At 45.9% G+C, this 24,758-nt stretch carries 21 protein-coding genes; 6 read left to right on the forward strand and 15 right to left on the reverse strand.

The window, feature by feature from the left end; genetic code table 11:
* The first annotated feature begins 120 nt into the window (after nucleotides 1-120).
* Nucleotides 121-2,319: a bacteriohemerythrin gene (locus tag ACMXYT_RS01880; RefSeq protein ID WP_415911788.1), complete on the forward strand. Its 2,199-nt coding sequence runs from the start codon at nucleotides 121-123 to the stop codon at nucleotides 2,317-2,319.
* Nucleotides 2,320-2,396: 77 nt separating this feature from the next.
* Here ACMXYT_RS01880 and ACMXYT_RS01885 read toward each other — a convergent pair whose 3' ends face one another.
* Nucleotides 2,397-3,203 (reverse strand): class I SAM-dependent methyltransferase, encoded by an 807-nt coding sequence (locus ACMXYT_RS01885; RefSeq protein WP_415911789.1) that lies wholly within the window; start codon nucleotides 3,201-3,203, stop codon nucleotides 2,397-2,399.
* A gap of 211 nt (nucleotides 3,204-3,414) precedes the next feature.
* Nucleotides 3,415-4,815 (reverse strand): PLP-dependent aminotransferase family protein, encoded by a 1,401-nt coding sequence (locus ACMXYT_RS01890; protein WP_415911790.1) that lies wholly within the window; start codon nucleotides 4,813-4,815, stop codon nucleotides 3,415-3,417.
* Between the two features lie 241 nt (nucleotides 4,816-5,056).
* Between ACMXYT_RS01890 and ACMXYT_RS01895 the strand changes: the two genes are divergently transcribed.
* A complete protein-coding gene (locus tag ACMXYT_RS01895; protein WP_415911791.1) occupies nucleotides 5,057-5,836 on the forward strand; it encodes a DMT family transporter in 780 nt (259 codons plus the stop codon).
* 158 nt (nucleotides 5,837-5,994) lie between these two features.
* Nucleotides 5,995-6,267 (forward strand): hypothetical protein, encoded by a 273-nt coding sequence (locus tag ACMXYT_RS01900; RefSeq protein ID WP_415883322.1) that lies wholly within the window; start codon nucleotides 5,995-5,997, stop codon nucleotides 6,265-6,267.
* A gap of 35 nt (nucleotides 6,268-6,302) precedes the next feature.
* Here ACMXYT_RS01900 and ACMXYT_RS01905 read toward each other — a convergent pair whose 3' ends face one another.
* Together ACMXYT_RS01905 and ACMXYT_RS01910 are read right to left on the reverse strand one after the other, a co-directional pair.
* Nucleotides 6,303-7,343, reverse strand: coding sequence for a methyltransferase (locus tag ACMXYT_RS01905; protein ID WP_415911792.1), 1,041 nt, complete (start codon nucleotides 7,341-7,343; stop codon nucleotides 6,303-6,305).
* Nucleotides 7,343-8,032 (reverse strand): pseudouridine synthase, encoded by a 690-nt coding sequence (locus ACMXYT_RS01910; protein WP_415883324.1) that lies wholly within the window; start codon nucleotides 8,030-8,032, stop codon nucleotides 7,343-7,345. The genes ACMXYT_RS01905 and ACMXYT_RS01910 overlap by 1 nt, the downstream gene beginning before the upstream one ends.
* A 126-nt stretch (nucleotides 8,033-8,158) precedes the next feature.
* Between ACMXYT_RS01910 and ACMXYT_RS01915 the strand changes: the two genes are divergently transcribed.
* Nucleotides 8,159-8,995 carry a 6-carboxytetrahydropterin synthase gene (locus ACMXYT_RS01915; protein ID WP_415899969.1) on the forward strand — a complete coding sequence of 279 codons (837 nt, stop codon included), beginning with the start codon at nucleotides 8,159-8,161 and terminating at the stop codon, nucleotides 8,993-8,995.
* Between the two features lie 124 nt (nucleotides 8,996-9,119).
* Here the strand turns inward: ACMXYT_RS01915 and ACMXYT_RS01920 are convergent, their stop codons facing one another.
* From ACMXYT_RS01920 to dksA, 9 genes are all read right to left on the reverse strand, one after another.
* Nucleotides 9,120-10,301 (reverse strand): acetyl-CoA C-acetyltransferase, encoded by a 1,182-nt coding sequence (locus ACMXYT_RS01920; RefSeq protein WP_415911793.1) that lies wholly within the window; start codon nucleotides 10,299-10,301, stop codon nucleotides 9,120-9,122.
* A gap of 383 nt (nucleotides 10,302-10,684) precedes the next feature.
* Complete coding sequence (gene panC, locus ACMXYT_RS01925) at nucleotides 10,685-11,533, reverse strand: pantoate--beta-alanine ligase (RefSeq protein WP_415911794.1); 849 nt, start codon at nucleotides 11,531-11,533, stop codon at nucleotides 10,685-10,687.
* 2 nt (nucleotides 11,534-11,535) lie between these two features.
* Nucleotides 11,536-12,330, reverse strand: a complete 795-nt coding sequence (gene panB, locus ACMXYT_RS01930; RefSeq protein ID WP_415911795.1) for a 3-methyl-2-oxobutanoate hydroxymethyltransferase — start codon at nucleotides 12,328-12,330, stop codon at nucleotides 11,536-11,538.
* A gap of 40 nt (nucleotides 12,331-12,370) precedes the next feature.
* Nucleotides 12,371-12,856: a 2-amino-4-hydroxy-6-hydroxymethyldihydropteridine diphosphokinase gene (gene folK, locus ACMXYT_RS01935; RefSeq protein ID WP_415897434.1), complete on the reverse strand. Its 486-nt coding sequence runs from the start codon at nucleotides 12,854-12,856 to the stop codon at nucleotides 12,371-12,373.
* The gene (pcnB, locus tag ACMXYT_RS01940) at nucleotides 12,853-14,274 is read right to left on the reverse strand and encodes a polynucleotide adenylyltransferase PcnB (RefSeq protein WP_415911796.1); all 1,422 of its coding nucleotides are present in this window, start codon (nucleotides 14,272-14,274) and stop codon (nucleotides 12,853-12,855) included. The genes folK and pcnB overlap by 4 nt, the downstream gene beginning before the upstream one ends.
* 589 nt (nucleotides 14,275-14,863) lie before the next feature.
* Nucleotides 14,864-16,249 (reverse strand): sigma-54-dependent transcriptional regulator, encoded by a 1,386-nt coding sequence (locus ACMXYT_RS01945; RefSeq protein ID WP_415905866.1) that lies wholly within the window; start codon nucleotides 16,247-16,249, stop codon nucleotides 14,864-14,866.
* Between the two features lie 22 nt (nucleotides 16,250-16,271).
* The gene (locus ACMXYT_RS01950; protein ID WP_415899975.1) at nucleotides 16,272-19,199 is read right to left on the reverse strand and encodes a sensor histidine kinase; all 2,928 of its coding nucleotides are present in this window, start codon (nucleotides 19,197-19,199) and stop codon (nucleotides 16,272-16,274) included.
* 164 nt (nucleotides 19,200-19,363) lie between these two features.
* Nucleotides 19,364-20,248 carry a tRNA glutamyl-Q(34) synthetase GluQRS gene (gluQRS, locus tag ACMXYT_RS01955; RefSeq protein WP_415899976.1) on the reverse strand — a complete coding sequence of 295 codons (885 nt, stop codon included), beginning with the start codon at nucleotides 20,246-20,248 and terminating at the stop codon, nucleotides 19,364-19,366.
* A 49-nt stretch (nucleotides 20,249-20,297) separates the two neighbouring features.
* Nucleotides 20,298-20,726, reverse strand: coding sequence for an RNA polymerase-binding protein DksA (gene dksA / locus ACMXYT_RS01960; RefSeq protein ID WP_415883334.1), 429 nt, complete (start codon nucleotides 20,724-20,726; stop codon nucleotides 20,298-20,300).
* A 278-nt stretch (nucleotides 20,727-21,004) separates the two neighbouring features.
* On the opposite strand from dksA, the gene ACMXYT_RS01965 reads away from it, so the two are divergent.
* A complete protein-coding gene (locus ACMXYT_RS01965; protein WP_415899978.1) occupies nucleotides 21,005-22,168 on the forward strand; it encodes a pyridoxal phosphate-dependent aminotransferase in 1,164 nt (387 codons plus the stop codon).
* On the forward strand, nucleotides 22,168-22,869 hold the full coding sequence (sfsA, locus tag ACMXYT_RS01970; protein ID WP_415899979.1) for a DNA/RNA nuclease SfsA: 702 nt from the start codon (nucleotides 22,168-22,170) through the stop codon (nucleotides 22,867-22,869). Before ACMXYT_RS01965 ends, sfsA begins: the two co-directional genes overlap by 1 nt.
* Here sfsA and ACMXYT_RS01975 read toward each other — a convergent pair.
* The gene (locus ACMXYT_RS01975; protein ID WP_415899980.1) at nucleotides 22,866-23,180 is read right to left on the reverse strand and encodes a Rieske (2Fe-2S) protein; all 315 of its coding nucleotides are present in this window, start codon (nucleotides 23,178-23,180) and stop codon (nucleotides 22,866-22,868) included. The genes sfsA and ACMXYT_RS01975 overlap by 4 nt on opposite strands.
* Nucleotides 23,180-24,739: an AAA family ATPase gene (locus tag ACMXYT_RS01980; protein ID WP_415911797.1), complete on the reverse strand. Its 1,560-nt coding sequence runs from the start codon at nucleotides 24,737-24,739 to the stop codon at nucleotides 23,180-23,182. Before ACMXYT_RS01980 ends, ACMXYT_RS01975 begins: the two co-directional genes overlap by 1 nt.
* Nucleotides 24,740-24,758: the final 19 nt, after the last annotated feature.

Below are 24,758 nucleotides of genomic sequence, written 5' to 3' on the forward strand. Positions count from 1 at the left end.
GTGAATTTATTATCATTACTTATATAGCGGCCTGCGCATGCGCATTTAAGGTAAATAGGTAAGGCAGAGGATGTCTTGGGGCTGTGGCTGACTTATCTTATCTATAGAGCGATGTGCAGTATGGCTGGTTTCGAGTGGAATCAGGGCTTAAGTGTAGGGGTGGAAGAAATTGATAATGACCATAAGCGGTTGTTGGCAATTATTTCTGACCTCGCTAACGCCATTGAAGAAAATCATGAAAAAGAGATCATAGGCCAAGTTTTTACGAAGTTGGAAGAGTATGTCTCTTTGCACTTTCAACGAGAAGAAGCGCTGATTGCTCGCTGCGGTTATCCTGATCTAGAAGAGCACATTCAAGGTCATCAATCCTTCATCAATAAAATCCCAGAACTCAAAGAGCAGTTGTTACATGCTGATTCTGTTGAAGTGGCACGGGATGTCTATCTATTTCTAGTTGATTGGTTACTGAACCATATTGCTGTAGATGATATGTCTTATCATCAATGTTTGAGTGATAAAGGAGCGACCGACTCTACCAATAAGCCGCAGCGATTTTTTTCTAAAGTCGGACGATTTATCAGTGCGAGATTACCCTTAGGTAAAAGAATCTTATTAACGGCGTTTATACCGGCATTAGGGATGTTGCTCTTAAGTTTGGTTCTGTTAAGTAGCAGTGTCAGCCGTTACCAAACGATGGAGCAACTATCCGAACTTACTGCGATTGCCCATGAAGTAAATACTTTAAGTCATAGCTTACAAGCAGAGCGGGGGTTGACTACAGGGTTGATAGCGTCGCAATACCAAGTTTTTTCCCCTGATATAGCCAAAACGCGTTTGCAAACAGATCAAGCAATTAAGGGCTTCTTAGTTCGAGCAAAACAGCTTTCCGAGAATGAACTGTCTCCTCAGATACAGACTTTGTTGCAAGAGTCTTCAAATTGGTTGGATGTAATCGATCAACAACGGGAAAAAGTTGATCAACAAGAGCTGTCCATTATTGAAATGCAGCACTATTACACCGCTTTAATTGATTATCTATTGAAGATACCAGCAGCATTTACCTTTATGGGGTTAGATGCTGAGTTGGAATCACATCTGTCTAGTTTTACCTCAGTTGTAAACTTGAAAGAGGTTGCTGGTCAGGAGCGAGCATTAGGTACGTTGATCCTGGCAGATGACCGCATGAATCAATCTGAGTTGCATAAGCTGATCTCGTTAATGGGGCAACAGCAAGGTTTGATTCAATACTTTAATCAGGTGGCGAGTATCAGCCAACAGAAGGCTTATCAAAGGATGCAATCTAGCGAAAGCTTTCAACAAGTAGAGAGCCTAGAGTTGCAGCTTTATCGGGTTTTACAGACCAAAAATCCAGAAGAGATACAGTTAACGGAAGCGCTTTGGTTCTCAGCATTGTCAGAAAAAATCGACCTACTGAAAGCGTTAGCGGATAAGTTGGTGATGGATATCACGGAGTTGGCTGATCAAAATGCTGCTGACGCACGGCTCAAGTTATATCTAACCTCGTTGATCTTGTTGTTAATAACTGGCCTGACGTTGCTCGCCTGTTGGATGTTAAATATTAGTATTATCTCGCCGGTGGCTATGTTGAATCGGGCGATGGTGCGTTTATCCAAAGGCGATCAAAGTTTTGTCTTTACCGATCGATTTGTTGACGATGAGTTAGGGCGTACGATTAAAGCCTATGAGAGTTGCCGTCGTAGCCTTTTACAGGCAGATATTAGGAACAAGGTTCATCAACAACGGCAGTTAATGGACCTTAAGCATAAGACGATTGAGCATGAGCGCTATCGTCGCTTAGCTTCAACCGATTCTCTGACCGGTGCGGTTAATCGCCGTAAATTTAATAAGTTGGCTGAACATGAACTAGGGCGTGTTCAACGTTACCGCAGACCGCTCTCGTTGCTTATGCTCGATATCGATTTCTTCAAAAGAGTGAACGATACTTACGGTCACGCCGCTGGGGATGAGGTTTTAAAAGTGTTCTATCAGACCTGTGTAGATACAGCACGTAAGACCGATATTGTCGCTCGTCTGGGGGGCGAAGAGTTTGCTATTCTGATGCCGGAGACGGATTTAAATGCAGCGCGAAAGGTTGCTGAACGTATCCGTCACAATGTTGAACTGCTCTCAATTGAAGTAGAAGAACATAATATTGCGGTGACTGTCAGTATTGGTATCTCTAGTTGGGAACAAGGAAGGTTTAAGCAAGTCAATCAAATGCTTAGTGCGGCAGATGAAGCGCTATATATGGCAAAAGCCCAAGGGCGAAATCAGGTTGTACTTTATTCTGATATTTAAAGTCAGAGGTTTGCCCCGCTATTGAATAATAACGGGGCGGGTTATGTGTCTATCGTTTTCCTAGCGTTTGATAACTCTTACCTTTTGATGAATTTCAGAGTCATACGGTCACTTTCACCGATTGCTCGGTAATGCGCTTTATTAACTTCTTTTAAACGATAACTCGGTGGTAGGGACCAGACGCCAGCTTTGTGGTCCTTAGTATCTTTAGGATTGGCGTTGATCTCAGATGTTTCAACGAGTTCAAATCCTAAACCTTCAATAAATGAAATTAGATAAGCTTCTGGAACGTAGCCATTTTCAGCGCTTTCTTTGTAATCACTGCCTTCTTTTGCACGGTGTTGAACTACACCAAGTGTACCGCCCTTTTTCAGCACGCGATGAAAGGCTGGATAGACCTCTTCTATGCCCCCAAAGCGTATCCAGTTATGGGTATTTCTGAACGTAACCACCATATCTTGGGAGTTGTCAGGAACTTCAGATAAATAGGTATCACCCTTCCTAAACACCACTACATCGGCTTTTCCATAAACTGATGGATTGGCTTGTAGCTTTGTCACAAGTTTGTTGTGTAAGCCCTGTAAAAAGTTGTTTGGGTGATCGGCGCCGAAGCTCGCTAAGGTGAGATGTCCGTTGTCTTTCAACATCGGCGCAAGGATCTCTGTGTACCATCCGCCACCAGGTAATATTTCAAGGACAGTCATATCGGGTTTTATGCCGAAAAAAGAGAGTGTCTCTACAGGATGTCGATAAACATCACGCGCTATATTCTTTTCGCTGCGGTGTTCTGCAGCAACGGCTTGTTTTATAAATTCACTAGAGGCATGCACAGTATTAATGCTGGCGATGCAGAATATAAACAGTGACATTTTAATGAATTTCATCTTATTCAACCTTATATGTTGTTTATGGCTGGCTTGAGTCTGTTATATCCCAATGTGCCGAATAATGGCTTTTTCCTCAAGTCGTCTAGGTAATAACTTATCCCAATAATCTGTGGATAAGTTCGTTGATAGTCTGAGTGCTGCTTGCTGAAAGCCTTAATTTACGTACGTTGGAGAGAATTGCTCATCTTTGTAACACTTAGGGAATAGATTAGTACGAAGCGATTAATTTGCCTAACTGTGCAATAGCGTCGACTTGTTCTATTTGCCGAGTGTAATGGGCAAAACATAAGCGGATATGGTGATTAAAACGCTGGTCTGCACAAAAGAGGTTACCGGGTGAAATACCAATACCTGCCTCAAGCGCTTGTTGAAATAGTTGGTCGCTATTGACCTGTTTAGGCAGTGTAAACCACTGCAAAATACCGCCGCTTGGTTTGATAAAGCAGGTGTTACTGGGCCAATGTTGACGGATGTCTTCATCGAGCATCTCGACTCTCTCTTGGTAGCCACGACTAACTTGTGAGAGATGACGGCGATAACGGCGGCCTATCAGTAATTCACTGATGCCTTGTTGCGATATGGCAGAGCAGGCGATGCTGGTAACAAATTTTTGGAAGTTAACTTGTTCGTAGTAGCGCCCGGGTAGCACCCAACCCAGCCTTATATCGGCATCTACGGTCTTAGAAAAAGAGCCACAATGCAGTACTCGTTGATCGGTATCCATCGCTTTAAGCGCTGTCGGTCTTTGTTGGTTGAAGCTCAGTTCTGCAAAGACATCATCTTCAATAACCGCAATATCCCACTTGTTAGCAATGGCCATTAAACGCTGCCGACTTGCTAAATCTAGATTGAAACCTAGCGGGTTATTAAAGCTTGGGTTGGTCAGTACCGCTTTAATTGGCCATTGAGTTAGGGCGGTTTCTAGAGCATCTAAATTAGTCCCTAAAATTGGATCTGAAGGCAGCTCCAATACCTTAAGCCCCAAAGCTTCAATGCACTGTAAAGTGCCGTAGTAGCAGGGTGATTCAACGGCAATAGTATCCCCTATCTGGGCAATAGAGCGTAAGCAGAGTGATAAAGCTTCCTGAGCGCCATGTGTGATCACAATCTCTTCACTATTACAGCTAAATGCGGTGGCATTTAGGTGATCAGCTAATACGGAAAGAAGTTTAGGATCGCCCGGCGGAGTGCTGTAATGGCTGCGGCGTTTTTCACTGGTGTGTGCCCAATGACGAGTATGTTTGGCTTGCTGCTGATAATACCAAGCGACCGTTGGCCATCTGGAATCGGGGTAAGCCGAACCGAGAGCTAAGTGCCCATGTTGATTCGCAGCGCCCAAAACGCTGAATGCAGTCGAGCCCAGTTTTACTTTACGCGGCTTGATGGCAGGAACTGAGTTTTTCGGGGAGGAGACAAAGAATCCTAGTCTTGGTTTAGCGTAAATCAGTTGTGACTGCTCTAACTCAGTCAGGCCTTTGATGATGGTATTTTTACTTAATTGGTATTGCAGGCTTAAGGCTCGGATAGAGGGCAAGCGGGTGCCGGGCGATAAATCACCATTTTCGATTCTAGAGCTAAGCTGCTGTACCAACAGTAAATACTTTTTCATGGGTACAGTTTGTATAAATTTGCAGGCAAGTGCAATTTAACGCTTTTCTGTACCCTTGAAACTGACCTGCCTGTGTCCCTTTTTTGTTTAGCCTGTTCTCTCTAGAGTGATGCAATTAATTTAGATAGTTTGTAGAGAGTCAGTCATGCTGAATAAACAGCAGTGGATAACTTTAGTTCCTTGGGCGTTTGTGGGTATATGGAGTACCGGTTTTATCGGTGCCAAGTATGCGGTGCCTTATATGGAACCTTTCAGCGTCCTGCTAGTACGTAGTTTGCTGACGATTGTTGTCTTTGCGGGCTTATTAGCATGGCGCAAACCGCAATGGTGTAGCTTGCCGCAAGCAGGTCATCAGATGGTGGTGGGGTTTCTCGTTCATGCCTGTTACTTAGGCGGCGTCTTCGCAGCAATCGACTGGTCACTTCCAGCTGGGATTACCTCATTGGTGATGGGGTTACAGCCCATATTAACGGCCTTGTTGGCTGTCATCTGGTTACAAGAGCGGCTGTTGAAAACCCAATGGTTAGGTTTAGTTCTGGGTTTAATCGGTGTTGTTATGGTGGTCAGTCAAGGTTATTCACAGGGGAGCTATTTGGCTGGTGGAGATGCATGGGCAGCTGCGGTGATTGCGTTAGTCGCTATATCATTAGGCACTTTGTACCAAAAACGTTTTGGTGTCGGTGTAGATCTGATGGTGGGGGCTTTTTATCAATACGTGGCGATGGCAATTGTGATGGCTATATTGGCCTATGCATTTGATAGCGGTGTGGTGGAATGGAACTGGACCTTAATTGGTGCATTAGCTTGGATGGTATTGGGCTTATCCGTCACTGCAATACTGTTGCTGCTAATTATGATTCGCGAAGGGGAGGCGAGTAAGGTCGCTAGCTATTTTTATCTGGTGCCCCCTTTAACCGCGATAGAGGCGTGGTTCTTGTTTGATGAATCGTTATCGATGCTGGCAATGATAGGGATTGTAGTTGCCGCTCTTGGTGTGTTTTGCGCAGCAAGAAAGATATAAATATAAATTTTTAGCTTCTTTTAGTTATAAGAAGTGTATTTTTTAGTCTTAATTATTAGGTGAACCGACTTGTCTACTTTTCTGTCATAAGGGCATATCAATTAATCGATATAACTCCCAGTGGTATAGGGAGCTCTTAAATTAGAAAGGTAAATAATATGTCTCTTAAAGTTAAATCTACACTACTTGCGTTAATGTTTGTTCCTACCCTAGGTATGGCTGCGGATACGGATCACGAACAAGCCATTAATTTTATTTATAGCAGTAATGGGATGGAACTCAGTGAATCGGCATCTATGAATAAAGTCGAAAAAGTGATGAAAAAGGAAGTTTCTACATCGGATAAAAAGCAGATGCAGAAAACTAATGGAATGGACTACAGCCGTATTTGGTCGGGGTATCCTAAAATTGAAGGGCATGAAGTGTATTAGTTGATCAAAAGAGAATGGGGCTTTTAGCCCCATTTTTATGTCTTATGAGTAAGCCTGATCAGCTTAAAGTTGCCGTTAGAGGCAATACATTCAGCCTGATGGAAGAACTGCTTAGCTTTTCGCTCTAGTGGGATATGCATATTGGTAACAAAGCAGGCGACCCCGCGCCCATTCAAACGGTCATGAGCTGCTTTTAGAAAACGATCTGTCAGGTCACCGTCGACTGAAAAGCCAGCATGGAAAGGCGGGTTACAGAGGATAAGATCAAATTTCTCGGTGATACCCTCTGCACAACTCGCAGGTACGACTTTGCCGTTGATTGGATAGCGATTAAAGTTTCGCTCACAAGCTTTCAGAGCGGCAGCGTTGTTATCGGTCGCTGTTACCGGGATATCTAAGTGGCTTAGGTTTAAGGACAAGTAGCCATAACCGCAGCCTAGATCTAGGGCGTTTCTCGGCGGTTCTGGAAGCGTCATTAAGAAGCTATCGAGATGCTCAATCAGGTAGGCGCTACCGCGATCAATTTTATCCCAACCAAACACGCCGGGTTTACTGTAATACTCAAATGTCTCATCACTGGCGGTGACACGTAGCTGGTGGAAATCTTTAGCATCCAACAGGTCTTCACTCGAAGCGTTTAGTTTAGTGAGTGTCGCGGACCAAGTGTTTTTATCGGCCTTGCTGGTTTCACCCTCTCCAAAAAGCTTTTTAGCTTTGCTGAAGTAGGTTTTGATCCCTTCACCTTTCTCACCGGCAATATAAAGTTTGCCCTCAGGTTTTAAGCAGCGGAAAGCCTCATTGATTAGATGGTGCACCACCGGCTTTTCTTTGGATACTCGGTAGATGACAGAGTCCAAACTGTTATCTTCGATGATGCTTAGATCATAATCGGAGAAGAAAACCTTCCAACCTTGACGATACAGATGCTGCTCCAGATCGATTCGGTTGGTAATGGCTATAACGGCTTCATTGGCTGAGATATTGGCACTGAGCAAGTTTTCATCAGCGAGCCAAAGCGAACGACCTGAAGCGCGTTGGATATAAGGGGCGATTAGATTAAAGGCTGTATCACTCATTAGATGCTATTAATCTCTTCTTCTGTCAGAAAACGGTATTCGCCGGGTTCTAGATATTCATCGAGCTCGATATTGCCGATACGTGCGCGGTGAAGCTCTTCTACTTTGTTACCTATAGCCGCGAACATACGTTTAACTTGGTGATAGCGGCCTTCGGTCAGAATGACTTCGGCTTCATTGCTGGCAATTAAGGTTAGCTCAGCGGGTTTAGTGCGCTCTTTATCATTGTGCAGCATTAAACCTTGCTTGAATTTTTCTACGGCATCTTCTGGAATTGGATCAGCCGTGGTTACTTGGTAGAGCTTGCCTGTTTTGTGCTTTGGCGAGGTGATTTTGTGAGCCCACTTACCATTGCTGGTGATAAGCACTAAACCGGTGGTGTCCACATCCAGTCGGCCACAGATTGTTAGCTCTTCTGCTCGCGGTAGATCTATCAAACTCAAAACCGTTGGGTGAGTGCCGTCATCATTGGAGCATACGCAGCCCAAAGGTTTATGCAACATGATGTACTTATCACCAGGTGCATCTACTGGATAGCCGCTTAGATAAACCTCATCGTCTTCACCCACATGCATAGATGGGTCGGTCACTTCAATATCGTTTACAACAACTTCACCCGCTTTCATAAAGCGGCGAACTTCTTTACGGGAAAAGCCGGAAGATTGTGCTAAGTATTTATCTAGGCGCATAAGGTAAGTCTATAACAAGCTTTAAAGTGCGTAGTATATCGGAACTGGCATTGTCCCTATAGCCTGCACCGTTTTTTAGTTGAAGGTTTTAAGCTACTATAGCGCCTTCAAATCAGGAGCCCTACCGTGAAACTTTTTGTTGATAATCTGACCAATGTCGATTTTTCCTATTTACACCCTCAACGTGGGTTGATGGGGGAGTCGTGGCTTGTGCAGTTAGAGCTGGATGGCAGCCTAAATGACCAAGGCATGATCTGTGATTTTGGGATTGTGAAGAAGAAGGTTAAGCAGTGGTTTGATCTATGGGTAGATCATGCGCTGGTGGTTCCTACGGGCATGCCACGCCTTAGTCATTCTACTCAAGACGGCTACACTGAGGTCGAGTGGCTTTATGCGGATGGTGAAAGTTTTTATTGCCGTTCCCCTGAGCCTGCAATCTGCCTAGTAGGTATGCCTGAGATCACAGAGAAAACTTTGGCTGAGTGGTGTCGGGATAAGCTTTTAGAACTTTTCCCAAATGAAGTAAAAGGGCTAAAGATCTCCTTTGTTCCTGAGAAAATCGACGGTGCTTTCTATCACTACAGCCATGGTTTGCAGAAGCATGATGGTAACTGTCAGCGTATTGCGCATGGTCATCGTTCTAAGATCGAAATCTATATCAATGATCAGCGTGAACTCAATCTTGAAAAAGAGTGGGCTGAACGTTTCACCGATATCTATATAGGTTCGGAATCTCACCTAATTGAACAGTGTGAGAGTCGTCATCACTACGCTTACACAGCACCGCAGGGTGACTTTGCAATAAGCCTGCCTACATCGGTTTGTTACTTAATCGATACAGATAGCACGGTTGAATTGATCGCTGATCATCTCGCCAAGCAGATCAAGCAATCGTATCCAAATGATAAGGTGTTGGTGCGTGCCTATGAAGGTGTAGGTAAAGGTGCTATCGCTGAATACTAAGCCGAGAACCAAGGTTTAGTTTCGTTAACTTCTCACCCTTTTTTAACTTCTTTTAGGCAGAAAAAAACCGCAGCCGGAGCTGCGGTTTAAAGAGTAGGACGGTGTAACTAGACTTAAGTCTAGCTTAGTCTCGCTCAACTGCCAGTGCAGTACCCATACCACCACCAATACATAGTGTCGCTAGGCCTTTCTTCGCGTCACGCTTGTTCATTTCGTGAACTAGGCTTACGAATACGCGGCAACCAGAAGCACCGATTGGGTGACCTAGAGCGATCGCACCACCGTTAACGTTAACGATGTCAGTGTTCCAGCCAAGATCTTTGTTTACAGACATTGCTTGAGCAGCGAATGCTTCGTTCGCTTCAACTAGTTCTAGATCATCTACAGACCAGCCAGCTTTTTCTAGTGCTTTCTGAGTCGCAGTGATTGGGCCTGTACCCATGATAGATGGATCAATACCAGAGTTAGCGTACGCTTTGATGCGGGCTAGTATTGGAAGGCCTAGTTCTTTCGCTTTCTCTTCAGAACAAACGATTACTGCAGCAGCACCATCGTTGATAGTAGAAGCGTTACCTGCAGTTACAGTACCGTCTTTTTTGAATGCTGGACGTAGTTTACCTAGCGCTTCTGCCGTGCAACCGAAACGTGGCTGCTCGTCAGTGTCAAATACGATTGGATCGCCTTTGCGCTGAGGAATTGTTACTGGGATGATCTCATCTTTAAAGCGACCGCTTGTTACAGCAGCTTCTGCTTTGTTCTGAGATGCAGCAGCAAATGCATCTTGCTCTTCACGTGTGAAGCCGTATTTTTCAACGATGTTCTCAGTAGTGATACCCATGTGGTAATCGTTGAATGCATCCCATAGACCGTCTTTGATCATTGTGTCGACCATTTTCCAGTCGCCCATGCGAGCACCGTTACGAGAGTTTGGAACAACGTGAGGAGAAGAGCTCATGTTTTCCTGGCCACCAGCGATGATGATGTCTGCATCGCCACAACGGATTGCTTGTGTAGCCATTTGAATAGCTTTAAGACCTGAACCACAAACTTTGTTGATAGTTAGTGCAGGAACTTGAATTGGTAGGCCGCCATTAAGCGTCGCCTGACGGGCAGGGTTCTGGCCACAGCCAGCCGTCAAAACCTGACCCATGATTACTTCGTCAACTTTTGCAGGGTCCAGATCGATCTTATCGATCAGACCTTTGATAACTGTTGCACCTAGGTCAGATGCAGCAATTTTAGATAGGGAACCACCGAAAGTACCAACTGCGGTACGGCCCGCAGCTACAATTACAACGTCACGCATTCGAAATGCCTCTTAGCTTAGCTATGTACAAAGTTCGTTCTTCACGATGATGGTATGGCCAAATTTTTGGCCGATAGTATTCAGTGAAAAGCGGCGTTTATTCAGTGACCGTTGTGCCCTCTCTACTCATTTAGGGGCGGCCAAAATCCGTTTTTCTGAGCACTTATACAACCTTTATTGTTTTTATTGCAGTGCAAGAACTCATCGTCCTAGCAGTCTGCGCGACCGAGCCCCCGGTTGTCAAGCCACGAAAGTAGCGGGTTGTATAAGACTTACGATTGAAATAGCAAGTATTGCGCTGCAGCAATACTTGAACGTTTAATTTGAAAATATGAGGGATATCAGGGGGTTCCGAGTAGGTGTAACCCTACTCGGAGGAGGGGTTACAAATTAATCTGTAAATTATCGATTAATCGGGCAGGGCCAAGGTAGGCTGCTGCCAGTACGACTAATTGGGAGTCATCAGCCGTTGCAGGTTGTAGATCCTGGCTGCGACAGATAACCAAGTAATCGCGTTTGAAGCCAGCGGTTTCTAAGCGCTGTTGAGCGCTTTCAATCAGCGAATCGAAGTCTTTATTACCTTCAATCAAAGCGGCTTCAATTTCGCGTAACGAAGCGTTAAGCACGGTGGCTGTTTCCAGTTCCTGCTCTGATAGGTAACCATTGCGAGAGCTCAGGGCTAGGCCCTGTTCATTGCGGGCAATAGGCGCACCTTGGATCTCTACTGGTAGGCTAAGATCTTCGGTCATTCGGCGAATAACCATCAACTGCTGGAAGTCTTTTTCGCCAAAGATCGCTACGTCTGGTTGAACCATACCAAACAGTTTAGCTACGACCGTCGCAACACCACGGAAGTGGCCTGGGCGAGTCGCGCCGCAATAAAGGTCTGAAATCTCTGGTACTTCAACCTGTGTCTGAGATTCGCGTCCGTTCGGGTAAACTTCGGCATCGGTCGGTGCAAACAGGTAGTTACAGCCGCGAGAATTCAGTTTCTCTTGATCAGCAACGAGAGTGCGTGGGTAATTATCTAGATCTTCCCCTGCACCAAATTGCAGAGGATTGACAAAAATCGATGAGACGACAACATCGCTATTCGCTTTTGCCTGATCGATCAGTTGTAGGTGGCCTTCATGTAGGTTACCCATCGTTGGTACAAAGCCGATACGCTTGCCTGCTGCTCGCTCTTTATTGAGGGCTGCACGCAGATCAGCAATGGTATGTAGTGTGATCATGTTTATTCAAACTCATGCTCGGAAGCAGGGAAAGTACCGCTTTTTACATCAGCTACGTATTGGCTGATCGCTTCTTCGATGCTGTTAGCATCAGCCATAAAGTTTTTCACAAACTTAGGGCTGCGGCCTGGTGTTACGCCAAGCATGTCATGTAGAACCAGTACCTGAGCGTCTGTGTCAGAGCCTGCACCAATACCGATAACAGGTACATCCAGTGCCAGTGTGATCTCTTTGGCTAGGATAGATGGAACACACTCAAGCAAGATTACGCTAGCGCCAGCATCTTGCAGCATAACGGCATCGTTAATCATCTGTTGTGCCGTTTCTTTATCGCGACCTTGAACTCGGTAACCGCCGAGCTTATTGACAGTTTGAGGTGTTAGGCCAAGGTGAACACAAACAGGGATACCACGCTCTGCTAGCATAGATACAGTTTCTGCAAGCCATGCACCACCTTCCAATTTCACCATGTTTGCACCCGCCTGCATAAGCGCAGCGGAGTTATCCATAGCAAGTTCTGGAGTGGAATAGCTCATGAAAGGTAGGTCGGCCATGATAAGGCTTCCCTGATTACCTTTGGCGACAGCTTGAGTGTGGTAAGCCATCTCTTCAACAGTTACGGGTAGAGTACTGTCATTGCCTTGAAGCACCATGCCCAATGAATCGCCTACCAGAATTACTTCTGTGCCAGCAGAGCTAACAACATGCGAGAAACAAGCGTCGTAAGCGGTAAGTACCGCGAATTTTTCGCCCGCTTTCTTCATTGATGACAACGTGTGCAGAGTAATATTGCTCATGGAATGATCTTCCTGTTATTACGCGTTGGCGCGATTATACCTATATCTTTGTCAGGCTGCCCATAGGGCATGCAACTAATAGGGAAGACAAAGTTACATCATTAGGCATGATTAAATCGGGTGCGATATCGGCCAGAGGGTATAGAACAAAGCTGCGCTCGTGCATAAATGCGTGTGGTACGCAGAGACGTTCGGTGTTGATTTGGCTATTACCGTATAGAAGCAGGTCGAGGTCGAGGGTTCTCGGCCCCCAGTGTCGCTCGCGGACTCTTTGGTGCTTCTGCTCAAGCCCCTGAAGCTGATCCAACAGTGCATGGGCTTCTAGGGTCGTTTCTATCTCTGCAACGGCATTGATAAAGTCTGGCTGATCTTGAGGGCCAACCGGTGCAGAACGGTATATGGGTGATGCTTTGACTAAGCGGCAGTTTTCCAGTTCTGCCAGCTCAGAAAATGCTTGTTCAACATGCTGAAGAGGGTTGTCGAGATTACTGCCCAACCCTATGTAACAACGAACCGCAGTGGTCATTGCGATGACTCTTGACGGGACTTATTTGAATTAGAACGGCGACGACGTGGTTTACGCGGTTTATCACCTTTACCTAAGCTTTTTACCATGCTGTTTTTGCTTGGCTCATTGGCGTTCTGGAAGTCAGTCCACCACTGGCTTAGTCCACCTAGATCTTCACCGCTGTTTTCACGCAGTAGAAGTAGATCATACGCCGCTCTAAAGCGTGGCTGTTCCATCAAGCGTGCTGCACGGTTGCCTTGGCGGCGTGGCAGACGCAGTTGCATCTCCCAAATCTCACGGATTGGGGTAGAGAAACGGCGCGGTATAGCGGTTGAACGAACCTGCTCTGCAAGTACCTGATTCGCTGCTTCATGTAGCGCCGGTACTGGTGGCATCTTGTTCTCTTTCATCAACTGTTGCATACGCAGCTGAGTTGGGTACCACAAGATAGCTGCAAATAAGAACGCCGGTGTAACGCTCTTGCGCTGTGCCAGACGGCGGTCAGTATTTTTAAGTGCGTTCTCGATCAAGCGTTCCAGCGGTACATTCAGGTTGTCACTTTGTAACAGTTTCTGAACCTGCGGGAATAACGGCTCAAACAGATCTAAACGTTGTAGCTGTTTGTAAGATTCAATAGCGTGACCTGATTGCAGCAGTTTTAGCACTTCATCAAATAGACGTGCTGGCGCAATGCGTTTCAGCATTGGCGCTAAGGTACGAATCGGTGTTTCTGATTGCTGCTCAATCGAGAAATCAAGTTTAGCGGCAAAGCGAGCTGCACGAAGCATGCGTACAGGGTCTTCTTTATAACGTGCTTCAGGGTCACCGATCATGCGCAGAATGCCCTTCTGCAGATCTTCATAACCATTGGCAAAATCGTAGACGCAGTGATCTTTCGGGCAGTAGTAAAGCGCGTTTACAGTGAAATCACGACGTAGCGCATCATCTTCAATTGTGCCGTAAACATTGTCGCGTAGGATCATGCCGCTATCGCATTGTTTTCCTTGTTCGCCTTCAGCATTCTCAGCTTGGTTATCGTGGCTTGCGCGGAAGGTTGCGACTTCGATCAGGTCACGGCCAAATCGTACATGGACCAATTTAAAGCGGCGGCCAATCAGGCGGGCACGGCGAAACAGATCTGCAGCTTCTTCTGGATGTGCATCTGTCGCTACGTCAAAATCTTTTGGTCTTTTCTTAAGCAGTAGATCACGGATACATCCGCCAACTAAGTAACCTTCGAAGCCTGCATCTTGGAGGCGGTAGGCAACTTTCAGGGCATTATCATCTAAATGACGGCGTGGAATCTTATGCTCATCTTCAGAGATTAACTTCTTTTCAACAGCAGTGATTAATTGCGTGTTTTCAGCAGAGTCGTTAACGGACTCTGTACTGCTGCCAAATACTTTGCTCAATGCGTTACTGATGGTTTTAAGCAAGGTTGTGCCTACCTATGCGATTTATCTAGCCGGAAAGGGTAGTAATTGTACGGGTGTTCAGGCTTATATCAAATCTAAACAGTGCTTACTGCCCGAATTAAATGGGTGCGCAATCATACCACTGTTACACAGCAGATTGGGAAATTTAAAAGATAGAAGAAAAGGGAAGGAGATGGGTAGCTGATCGCATCTCAGGCAACAACGGCTATTTCTCAGCTTGTTGTTTTTGTTCTAAGAGCAATATTAAGATCGTTACAGCTTCGCTACGATCAGCTTTCTTAAGCCTCATTATTATTTTTATTCGAGACAGGTACTTCTTTAATCTATTCCAGTTTTTATTTTTATTGGCGGTCTAGTTTAAGAAGTGTGCTTCTTTTTGTTGTCGCGCAATATATTGCACGGCATGTGCCAGTTTTTATTAATCCTTATAAAACAATGGCTTATTTTTGGTTGTTTGTTTTTTGATCTACTTTTGTAGCGGTTTTGTTACTGGGTGTTACGCTTTGGTACTAGTTGCTGGGTAGTACGGTAACACCTGAATTGTTACCGTAATGTTACTTAAATGTTACCCTTTAGACCTTGGTATAATCTATTTTTTCGACTTGCGAGGAATGCCAAGTTTTTGTCTGCGTTCCCATAAACACTTGCGGCTCACGCCGAGTTTCTTAGCCAGTTCTGTTTCGCTCAATTGGTCCTGATTTTCTAGAACGAATCTTTGGAAGTAGTCGTCTAAAGATAGTTTGGATTGGTCTTCAGTCTGTACTGCTTGAGGAGTAGCCTGATTCATAGCAACAAACTGACTTTCAATATCATCTAACGAGCTTACTGGGATATCTAAGCCTAAAAGGTCTGTGGTAATGAATGGGCCTTCTGCAAGAATGGTTGCTCGCTCGATAGCATTTTCTAATTCACGAACATTGCCCGGCCAGCTGTATCTGCGCATAGTTTCAAGCGCGTCATTGGCGAAACGTAAAGGCGCTGTTTCCATTCGCTGACAAACACGAGCCAGCATTTTTTCAGCTAACTCAATAATATCGTCGCCGCGTTCTCTTAATGGTGGAATGCGAAGCTCCATCACATAGAGTCTGTAGTAGAGGTCTTCACGAAACTCGTTCTGTTTCGCTAACTCTTTTAGATTTCTATGGGTTGCAGCAATCAGGCGAACATCAACTTTCTTTGATTGCACAGAGCCTACACGTCGGATCTCACCTTCTTGTAGGAAGCGTAATAAACGTGCTTGAGCTTCGAGAGGAAGTTCTCCGATCTCATCAAGAAATAGTGTGCCGCCATCTGCAGCTTCAAGTAAACCGCTGCGGCTGCTGCTAGCGCCGGTAAAAGCGCCTTTTTCGTGACCAAAGAGTTCTGACTCAATCAGGCTCTCTGGGATCGCGGCGCAGTTCACTGAAATCATTGGGATATTGGCGCGATTGCTTTGTTCGTGAATCGCGCGAGCTGCAAGTTCTTTACCTGTGCCAGACTCGCCTTGAATCAAAACAGTCGCTTGGGTGCGAGCAACTTTCTTAATGCGCTTATCGAGTTCCTGCATCGGTTGGCAGGAGCCAATGATATTAGTGCGGTTCTCGGCAGCAGCGGCATCATGTTCGGTAATGGGACTGTCAGCTTCTGAACGAGAGGAAAGAATATGCTGTACCGAGCTGATCATCTCATCGTGATCAAAAGGCTTGGCAATGTAGTCGACAGCACCGAGTTTCATCGCATCAACAGCGGAGCGTAAACTCGCATAACTGGTCATGATCAGTACAGGAACTGATTTTGCCAACGAGATCATGTCTGTGCCAGGTGCACCCGGCAGACGAAGGTCGCTGATAATCAGGTTGAAGTCACCAAGGTTGAAACGACTGGTGGCTTCATCTACAGAAGCGGCGTCGTCGACTTGGAAATGGTTTTTCTCGAGTAGTCTGCGCAGTGCAGACCGGATTATTGTTTCATCTTCTACAATCAGAATTCGGCTCATCGGCTCTCTACCTCTCATCCCACTATCCTGCGCTGTCGGGATCTTCTGTCCACTTTAAGCGCGGGAGCGTTATTACCACTTGAGTGCCTTTGTTCTGCTTGTTGTTGGCTGGGCTTATAATTTCAATATTACCACAATGTTCTTCAATAATATTGTAAACCAAAGATAGGCCTAAACCTGTACCCTGACCAGGGTCTTTTGTGGTAAAGAACGGTTCAAACAGACGTTCTTGGGATTCGGCTGATATACCGCTGCCTTCATCGGTTACTCGAAGCTCTACGGTTTCAATATTTTCATTGGCATGGAGCCAGATGCGCCCGCCTTCAGGTGAAGCATCGCTGGCATTTTGAATCAGGTTTACAAAGATTTGATGAAGTTGTTGTGGATCACCACTCACGCGAAGCTCATCGGGTATCTGATTGATGTACTGTTGTTGTTTGCCATGGCTATCCAAAGACATGAGGTGAATAGCTTCTTCAGCACATTGGGCAAGAGATACCGGCACTTGCTCTCGTTCCGCTTCGGGGCGACCTGCATGGGCGAATCTGACCAGGGACTGCACTATACGGCTGATACGTTTGGTTTGATCGACGATATGATCGCCGGTTTCAAGAATATAGTCGTTATCTGTTTCTAACTTCAGGTTCTGTGCTAGACAAGCGATCCCCGTTACAGGGTTGCCGATCTCGTGGGCAACACCCGCAGCAAAGCGACCGATCGATGCAAGTCGTTCGTTATGGCCGAGCTTGTCCTGCATGATTTTAGTGTCGGTCTCGTCTTCTAGTAGCAATACCATGCCGATATCGCGACGCTCTTTAAGGATCGATTTGTGCAAACTGAACCAATGAGTTTGTTCATTTAAGATCAGTTTTTGGCTCAACTTGTGATCGCTATCCGCGTGGGCAAATTCTTCTAAAATAGTGCTCCAAGTATCGGTATGGCTTTGTAGCGGCGTACCAATAATCTCTTCCGCTTTAATTTGGGTCAGACGCTCCATCTCAATATTCCAGAACAGCACTTGTCCAGAGGTATCGAGGGTACATACACCGACGGGGAGTTTTTGCAGTGTAAGACGGTGGTAACGGCGCATTTCATCAAGTTCGGCAGCAAGACCGGTCAAACGTTCTTGATAGTTTTCCAGCTGGTTTTCAATCAGGTGCGTATTACTGGCTTTGAAGGTAATTGGATCGGAAGGTTGATCCAAAGGCTCAAGTAAAGCAGCGGCTTCTATAGGCCCAAGTAAGCCTGAAAGGTTGGTTTCAAGCGTTGTTCGAAGGCGTAACAGATCGATCGGACGCACGGTCTGCGATTGTATATTCAGACTCTCTAGTGCTTTTTGAACTTCGCGCTCTGCGGTTTTGCGGCCCAATCGGCTAGACAGTAGATCGGTAAAGTCATCGATTCTGGAAACGCGTAGGTGGTTGGAACTTGGCTTTTGCAACGCGTTCATCAAGCAGGATTGTGCGGCCCTACGCTCATCTTCTGATTGAGGGAAGATTAGAGAGACTACGGTCAGAAGAGCAGTGTTCAACATCAGTGACAGAATCGCAATATGGTCCCAATTATCTGTATCTAAATCGAAAGGTACCAATTCGCTGGCCGAGCTATCTAGAAGCGGGACTAACATGGTTAGCAGCCAGATCCCCATGCCAGCGGATAAGCCTATGAGTAGACCCCAGCGGTTAGCTCTGGACCAGAACAGGGTGGATAGTAATCCCGGTAAGAACTGTAGGAAGGCCACTACAGCAACCACGCCCATCTGATGCAGGGCAAAGTCCGTACCTATCTGGCGATAGAAAAGATAGCTGGCAAGTAGCATCGCCATGATCAAACTACGTCTAAGCCATAATAGCCAGGCATAGAAGCGAGGGGTTTTCGGTTTTGGGACTAACGGCAGAATAACGTGGTTCTGAATCATCGAAGCCATAGCTACAGTTGCCACAATCATAATACCGCTGGCTGCTGACAAACCGCCGATAAATGCCAATACCGTTAGCCAAGTAGAGTCTAAGAAAACACCCATGTTCAAAAGGATGAATTGCGCTTCACCGCCTACGCCAAGTGCTTCGCCAGCCCAAAGTATGGGTGGAACTGCAGCTGCAAGCAAAAACAGAAACAGCGGCATCGCCCATGTGGCTTTATAGAGTGTTTCGTCAGAGGAGTTTTCGGTAAACAGCATATGGAACATATGCGGCATCACAATTGCTGCGGTGAAAAATGCCAGTAGTAAGGTTCGCCAAGCATCGCTGTCTACCGGCGCTTCTAAGCGCTTGATCGATTCAGGATGGCTGGTGATAAAGTCATTAACGCCTTCTACTCCACCTAAGACGCCAAAGATGGCAAAGCCAGCGATCACCAGAAGTGCGATCAATTTAATCAGTGATTCAACTGCCATGGCCACCATCAGGCCTTGATGAGTCGTTCGTAAAGAGGCGTGACGTGCACCGAATAAAATCGAAAAGAGTGCGATAACAAAGCAAAAGCCTAAGCCTATCTGGTCAACGCTAAATTGGTCATTTAGCAGATACAGGGCATCGGTCACCGCTTGTATCTGAATTGAAAGCATCGGGAGAGTGGCGATGACGGTGAGTAGGGCTGTAATAGTACCAACCGCCCCGCTGCGAAAACGAAAGGCGAGTAGGTCGGGTAGTGAGCTAAGTTGGTATGTCCTCGAAATCCTGAGGATTGGGATCAGCAGTACCGGGCCTAAGATAAAGGTGACGACAGCACCTAAATAGGAAGCTAAAAAGCTATATCCCGATTCTTGCGCCAGTCCAAAGGCACCATAGAACGTCCATACGCTGGCATATACCCCGATAGAAAGTACATGGGTAAATGGATGGTGCACCAACTGTTTGGGTAATAGTCCTCTCTCGGTAAGGTAGGCTGTACCAAAGAGAAAGAGCAGATAAGCAACTCCGATCAGGATGAGTAATGGAAGACTAAACATCTCTCGGTCTCCGCTCGATCAGAAATGCTAATAAGATAATAAGAAACCAAGCAACGTAAGGAAGATACCAGGGTGTTGTCAGGCTCTGCCAGCTATCAATAATGAGGGGTAATACCATGTATAAACCGGGTATCAATAAAAGTAGGACTCGGTGGAAATACATCTTACGACTCGTTTAGTAGCGGCTTACTGAGTGTTGGTTTTATTTTGCGTATATCCCAGTTTGCAATCGCCCACTCCAGTAGTTCATCTCTACTTGCGTATAGCAGTTCTCGTGGTGGTTCTTGATCTAAGAATTGCAAAGCTTTAAATAAAACTGGAATTGGATCGGTGGTTTCTAGTGCCGGTGCAAAGGTTTGCTTACTCAGCTTTTGACCTTCGGCGTTGGCCGCGACAGGAATATGTGCATAAGCAGGTGTTGGATAGCCTAACAGCTGTTGTAGATGAATCTGTTTAGCCGTTTCATCTAGTAGGTCTGAGCCGCGTACAATATGGGTAATGCCTTGCAGATAATCGTCGATAGTCACGGCGAGTTGGTAGGAATAAAAACCATCACGGCGGAATACAACAAAGTCGCCAGTACTACTTAAATTATAGGCATGGGGGCCTTGGATAATATCGCGAAAACTAATGAGCGTGCCGTTGCTGTTGATCCTAATGGCAACGTTGGCGTCTTGCTCCGGTGGGTGCATTAAACAATGTTGGTCATACACCAGATTATCGCAACGGCTTAGGATCTCTTTGCGTGAACAGGAGCAGGGGTAAGCGTGATGCGCTTCTAGCAGTTCCTGTAGTACTGGGGCATAGAGTTCAAGGCGTTCGCTTTGAAGGCTGAGTTCACCATCCCAATAAAGACCGTAACTTTCCAGTAACAGTGGAAATTGTTCTTTGACGTCTGGCTGTTCGCGAGGAGGATCTAAATCTTCGATGCGTAAAAGCCATTCACCCTCATGGGCACGTGCATCCAAAAAACTGGCGAGTGCAGCAAGGAGTGAACCAAAATGTAATGGCCCAGTAGGGGATGGGGCAAATCGGCCGATATAGGTCACGATAAATGCTTAAAGCTAAGCCAGTTATATTAACTGGCTTAGTTTAGATTTAGCCGCCGACTTGCTTTTCTTTGATCTCCGCCAGCGTTTTGCAATCGATACACAAAGACGCTGTAGGTCGAGCTTCGAGACGTCGAACGCCAATTTCGATACCGCAGGCATCGCAATAACCGTATTCATCTTCGTCGATCAGCTCAAGCGATTCATTGATCTTTTTGATCAATTTACGTTCGCGGTCACGAGTACGTAGCTCAAGGCTGAATTCTTCTTCCTGGCTAGCTCGATCGCTTGGATCTGCAAAATTTGAAGGCTCTTCGCGCAAGTGGTGGATAGTGCTATCCACTTCTTCCATCAGTTCTTGTTTCCAAGCGCCTAGGATTGCACGGAAATGATCCTTCTGCTTCTCATTCATGTATTCCTCACCCTCAACTAGTGGGTAAGGATCAATATGTGTGAAAGATTCGCTCTTGTTTGGCATAAGCGCTGCCTCACTCTCTTTCTTTCGTAAGCCACCTTAAGGGTGACTTCACTTGCCTGTGTTTAGTTATGCAATAAATACATTGATTTAGCATAGAAGGCAGGCAAATTACCAGATGCCTCGCCGTTTCGCTAGCCCTAAATGTATTCTATTGATACTAAAAGACATCTCATTAGGTTTAGTTCACCTTGAAGCGCTTGTAAATAGGCGCTCTAGGCGGGATATTCGTAAATGGTCTGAGGTATACTGCCATTTTTAGTGTTTGATCAGGTATTCGCATGGTATTCCGTCCTTCCCAACGTGTTGCAGAAATTGAGTCTTTTAAAGTGATGGACTTGCTGAAACGGGCTAAGCAACTTGATGATGCTGGATGTGACGTTATCCATATGGAGGTGGGTGAGCCTGATTTTGCAACAGCACCATTGATTGCAGAAGCAGCCAAAGCGGCGATTGATAGCGGCCTGACTCAGTATACGCCTGCCGCGGGTATTCCTGAGTTACGCGAGGCGATCAGTCAGTGGTATGCCACGAAATATGGCTTAGATGTCTCCCCTGATCGGATCGTTGTAACCACCGGCGCTTCCAGCGCTTTGCTGATGGCGTTCTCTTTGCTCGCTGATGCTGGGCAGTCGTTTATGATGGCTGACCCGGGTTACCCATGTAATCGCCAATTCTTGCGCTTTTTAGAAGCTAAATCTCAGTTAGTGCCGACCAATGCAGAAGATAATTTCCAGTTAAACGCTGAGTTGATCGAACAGCATTGGCAAGCTATTACTGCGGGAGTGCTGTTAGCTTCTCCTGCTAATCCGACCGGTATGGTCGTCCATCGAGATGAGTTAACTGATATTGCTGCGACAGTTAAAAAACTAGGTGGTCATCTGGTTGTTGATGAGCTCTATCATGGGCTTACCTACGGAATAGATGCGCCAAGTGTATTGGAAATTGATCAAAATGCTTTTGTAATCAATAGTTTTTCTAAATATTTTGGGATGACAGGTTGGCGTTTAGGTTGGCTGGTGGCGCCTGAGGAGGCTGCCCCAGAATTAGAAAAATTAGCGCAGAATTTGATGATTTCGCCAAACACGGTTTCGCAATATGCAGCACTGGCTGCATTTAAGCCTGAAACGATTTATGAATTGGAGCGTAGACGTTTTGAGTTCCAAAAACGTCGTGATCTTTTGGTGTCTGGTTTAAGAGATTTAGGCTTTGATTTGCCAGTTACCCCTGAGGGGGCATTCTATGTGTATGCAGGTGCTCAACACCTTACCGATAATACCTTCGATTATTGTTGGTCATTGTTGGAAGAGGACCATATAGCGACTACGCCGGGGTTGGATTTTGGTCAGCACCGTAGTCAGGAATTTATTCGATTCTCTTACACCACAGGATTGGATCGCATTCAGTTGATGCTGGAGCGTTTAGGTAAAAGGATTCAAAAATAATGCAATTCGAAGATCTAATCGAAGGGCGTTTGGTCAAGCGTTATAAGCGTTTCCTTGCAGATGTTGTTTTGTCGGATGGTCGAGAAGTTACGATCCACTGCCCGAATACCGGCTCCATGAAAAACTGCGCTGATCCAGATAGCCGTGTTTGGGTGCACGACAGTGGCAATCCTAAACGTAAATACCCATTGGGTTGGGAGCTGGTGGAAGTTGAAGGGCAGTATCTCGCCTGTATTAATACCGGTCGTGCCAATAAACTGATTCGCGAAGGGATTGAGCAAGGGGTGATTGCTCAGCTGCAAGGGTACTCTGATATTCGTCAAGAGGTTAAGTATGGAGAAAACAGCCGTATTGATCTCTTGTTGGAAGATGAAGAGAAAGGTCGAGCATGGGTTGAAGTTAAGAATGTGACTTTGCTTGAATCTGATAACTGGGGAAGCTTTCCAGATGCAGTGACTAAGCGTGGCGCTAAACACTTGCAGGAATTAATGGCGATGGTGGAGCAGGGTAACCGCGCTGTGATGCTGTTTTGTGTGCCTCACACAGGGATTCAACAGGTACGCCCTGCCGATCAGATCGATCCAGAATATGGCCGCTTACTGCGTGAGGCAATAGAGGCTGGGGTAGAAGTAATTGCTTATGCTGCAGATATCTCGCCTGAACAGATCAGTATTCAGCGCGAGATTCCGGTAATTACTTAGCCGAGGATCACTTGGCCGTCATCTAAGGTGAATGGGATGGCGGTCAGGCTATCTTCTACGCAGGGGCCTGAGATGCATTCGCCACTGTCAATTTTGAAGAGCGCGCCATGGGTAGCACACTGGATGAAGGTCTTGTCGTAATCTAGAAACTGATCAGGCTGCCATTCTAGGGGGATGCTGCGATGTGGGCAGCTATTCTCATAGACGTATAACTCACCACGGTATTTTACCGCGAAAAGCTTTTTGCCTTCACACTCAAACCCTTTAGCCTGACCTTCGGTAATCTCATCAATGTGGCATAAGGCTGTCATTAGAAAATTACCTCTTGGATTCGCAGCTGCTCTAATAAACGTACGATTGCTTCATCATCGTCGGTATCGATTGAAAGAGTAAGTGCTCGCTCCTCTTCTGTTAGAGGCTGTGCAAGCTGTTGTTGTTCCAGCATAACCGCAATGTCAGCATCGGATGCATCAGAGCCCTCATTGGAACGGCGCTTCAAACGGGCTTCAATCAGTTTTTGCTCGCATTCGCAGCTGATAATACGAACAGGGATGCCGAGTTTCTCTGCTAGTTCGATATAGTTCTGACGTGTTCTTTGGCGCAAGCAGGTTGCATCAACTACCACTGAATAACCGTTGCGCAGTAGCTCTGCACTGTTATCAAAAAGGTGATTGAAGGTATGGGCGTTCATTTGCGGCCCATATAGATCTATCTTTTCCCCTTTTAAACTCAACTCGCGGAAAAGGCGTTTACGCTCAACATCAGAACGGATACGAATAGTATCGGTTTGATCAACGAGTTGTTGGCTTAAATGGCTCTTGCCACTGCCGGAAATGCCATGCATCAAAAACAGTGCTGGTTTTGGTGCGCGAGCATAGTAATCGGTTAGACGCAGATAGCGGCGCAGGGTTTGTAGATCGTGATGCTCGCCTAGTACTGCAACCTTTGCGCGAACCATGGAGCGGTAAGCTTTATAGAAATTAAGCAGTGGTAGGGCATTGTAATCACCACTGATTTCTAAATAGCGGTTTAAGCAGCGATTGGCCCATCGGAACTCACCGTTGGCTTCCAGATCCATAAGGAGAAAAGCAAGATCACAAATACTATCTATCCAGCGGAACTGTAAGTTAAATTCGATACAGTCAAACAGTCTTAGCTCATCATGGAAAAGAGTGATGTTGGCTAAGTGAAGATCGCCATGGCATTCGCGAATATGACCGGATTGCTTACGTTGTTCAATCAGAGGGGTCAGTTTGCGGAACTGTTGCGCAGTATAATGGGATAGCTTTTGTACTTTGTGCCAGTCATCTAGTTCGTCGATAGCGTCGGTGATATGGCTGAAGTTATCGGAGACAACTTCCCAAATCGTTTCCGCTTCACCCCAAGGGCTGTCTTGCGCCACCATCGGAATACGCTGGTGAAAATCCGCGATTTGTTCGGCTAATGTATCGATCCAGCTAGCTTCAAAACGATGATTAGCTAAAAGGAGATCGAGGCGTTGAGAATGATCAAATTGCTGCATTTGAACAGCATATTCAATGATCTCTTCATCGTCTTCTGGATTGAAAATCGGCTTCTCAGCACTACCGCCAATACTGATGACTTGCTGGTAGATATCAGGCGCTAATCGTTGATTTAGACGTAGCTCTTCCTCACAGAAGTGCTGACGCTTCTCTAGCGTGGTAAAATCCAGAAAACCGAAATCCACTGGCTTTTTAATCTTATAGGCATATTCGCCTGTTAAGATCAGCCAGGAAATGTGGGTTTCTATCACCTCAATCTGGTCGACTGGATGCGGATAGAACGAAGCTTGTTTTAGAGAGTCGATTAGGGTCATAAACGTACTGATATACCTGCTAAGGGAAGGCATTATACTGAGCCAATGGCAA

Source organism: Neptuniibacter sp. QD37_11 (assembly GCF_047778105.1).
Classification (GTDB): Bacteria; Pseudomonadota; Gammaproteobacteria; order Pseudomonadales; family Balneatricaceae; genus Neptuniibacter.

Bases quoted from the DNA above. Each gene is read 5' to 3' on its own strand.
- ACMXYT_RS01880 (WP_415911788.1), top strand. From the start codon at position 121: ATGGCTGGTTTCGAGTGGAATCAGGGCTTAAGTGTAGGGGTGGAAGAA.
- ACMXYT_RS01885 (WP_415911789.1), bottom strand. From the start codon at position 3,203: ATGAAATTCATTAAAATGTCACTGTTTATATTCTGCATCGCCAGCATT.
- ACMXYT_RS01890 (WP_415911790.1), bottom strand. From the start codon at position 4,815: ATGAAAAAGTATTTACTGTTGGTACAGCAGCTTAGCTCTAGAATCGAA.
- ACMXYT_RS01895 (WP_415911791.1), top strand. From the start codon at position 5,057: ATGGAACCTTTCAGCGTCCTGCTAGTACGTAGTTTGCTGACGATTGTT.
- ACMXYT_RS01900 (WP_415883322.1), top strand. From the start codon at position 5,995: ATGTCTCTTAAAGTTAAATCTACACTACTTGCGTTAATGTTTGTTCCT.
- ACMXYT_RS01905 (WP_415911792.1), bottom strand. From the start codon at position 7,343: ATGAGTGATACAGCCTTTAATCTAATCGCCCCTTATATCCAACGCGCT.
- ACMXYT_RS01910 (WP_415883324.1), bottom strand. From the start codon at position 8,032: ATGCGCCTAGATAAATACTTAGCACAATCTTCCGGCTTTTCCCGTAAA.
- ACMXYT_RS01920 (WP_415911793.1), bottom strand. From the start codon at position 10,301: ATGCGTGACGTTGTAATTGTAGCTGCGGGCCGTACCGCAGTTGGTACT.
- panC (WP_415911794.1), bottom strand. From the start codon at position 11,533: ATGATCACACTACATACCATTGCTGATCTGCGTGCAGCCCTCAATAAA.
- panB (WP_415911795.1), bottom strand. From the start codon at position 12,330: ATGAGCAATATTACTCTGCACACGTTGTCATCAATGAAGAAAGCGGGC.
- folK (WP_415897434.1), bottom strand. From the start codon at position 12,856: ATGACCACTGCGGTTCGTTGTTACATAGGGTTGGGCAGTAATCTCGAC.
- ACMXYT_RS01945 (WP_415905866.1), bottom strand. From the start codon at position 16,249: ATGAGCCGAATTCTGATTGTAGAAGATGAAACAATAATCCGGTCTGCA.
- ACMXYT_RS01950 (WP_415899975.1), bottom strand. From the start codon at position 19,199: ATGTTTAGTCTTCCATTACTCATCCTGATCGGAGTTGCTTATCTGCTC.
- dksA (WP_415883334.1), bottom strand. From the start codon at position 20,726: ATGCCAAACAAGAGCGAATCTTTCACACATATTGATCCTTACCCACTA.
- ACMXYT_RS01965 (WP_415899978.1), top strand. From the start codon at position 21,005: ATGGTATTCCGTCCTTCCCAACGTGTTGCAGAAATTGAGTCTTTTAAA.
- sfsA (WP_415899979.1), top strand. From the start codon at position 22,168: ATGCAATTCGAAGATCTAATCGAAGGGCGTTTGGTCAAGCGTTATAAG.
- ACMXYT_RS01975 (WP_415899980.1), bottom strand. From the start codon at position 23,180: ATGACAGCCTTATGCCACATTGATGAGATTACCGAAGGTCAGGCTAAA.
- ACMXYT_RS01980 (WP_415911797.1), bottom strand. From the start codon at position 24,739: ATGCCTTCCCTTAGCAGGTATATCAGTACGTTTATGACCCTAATCGAC.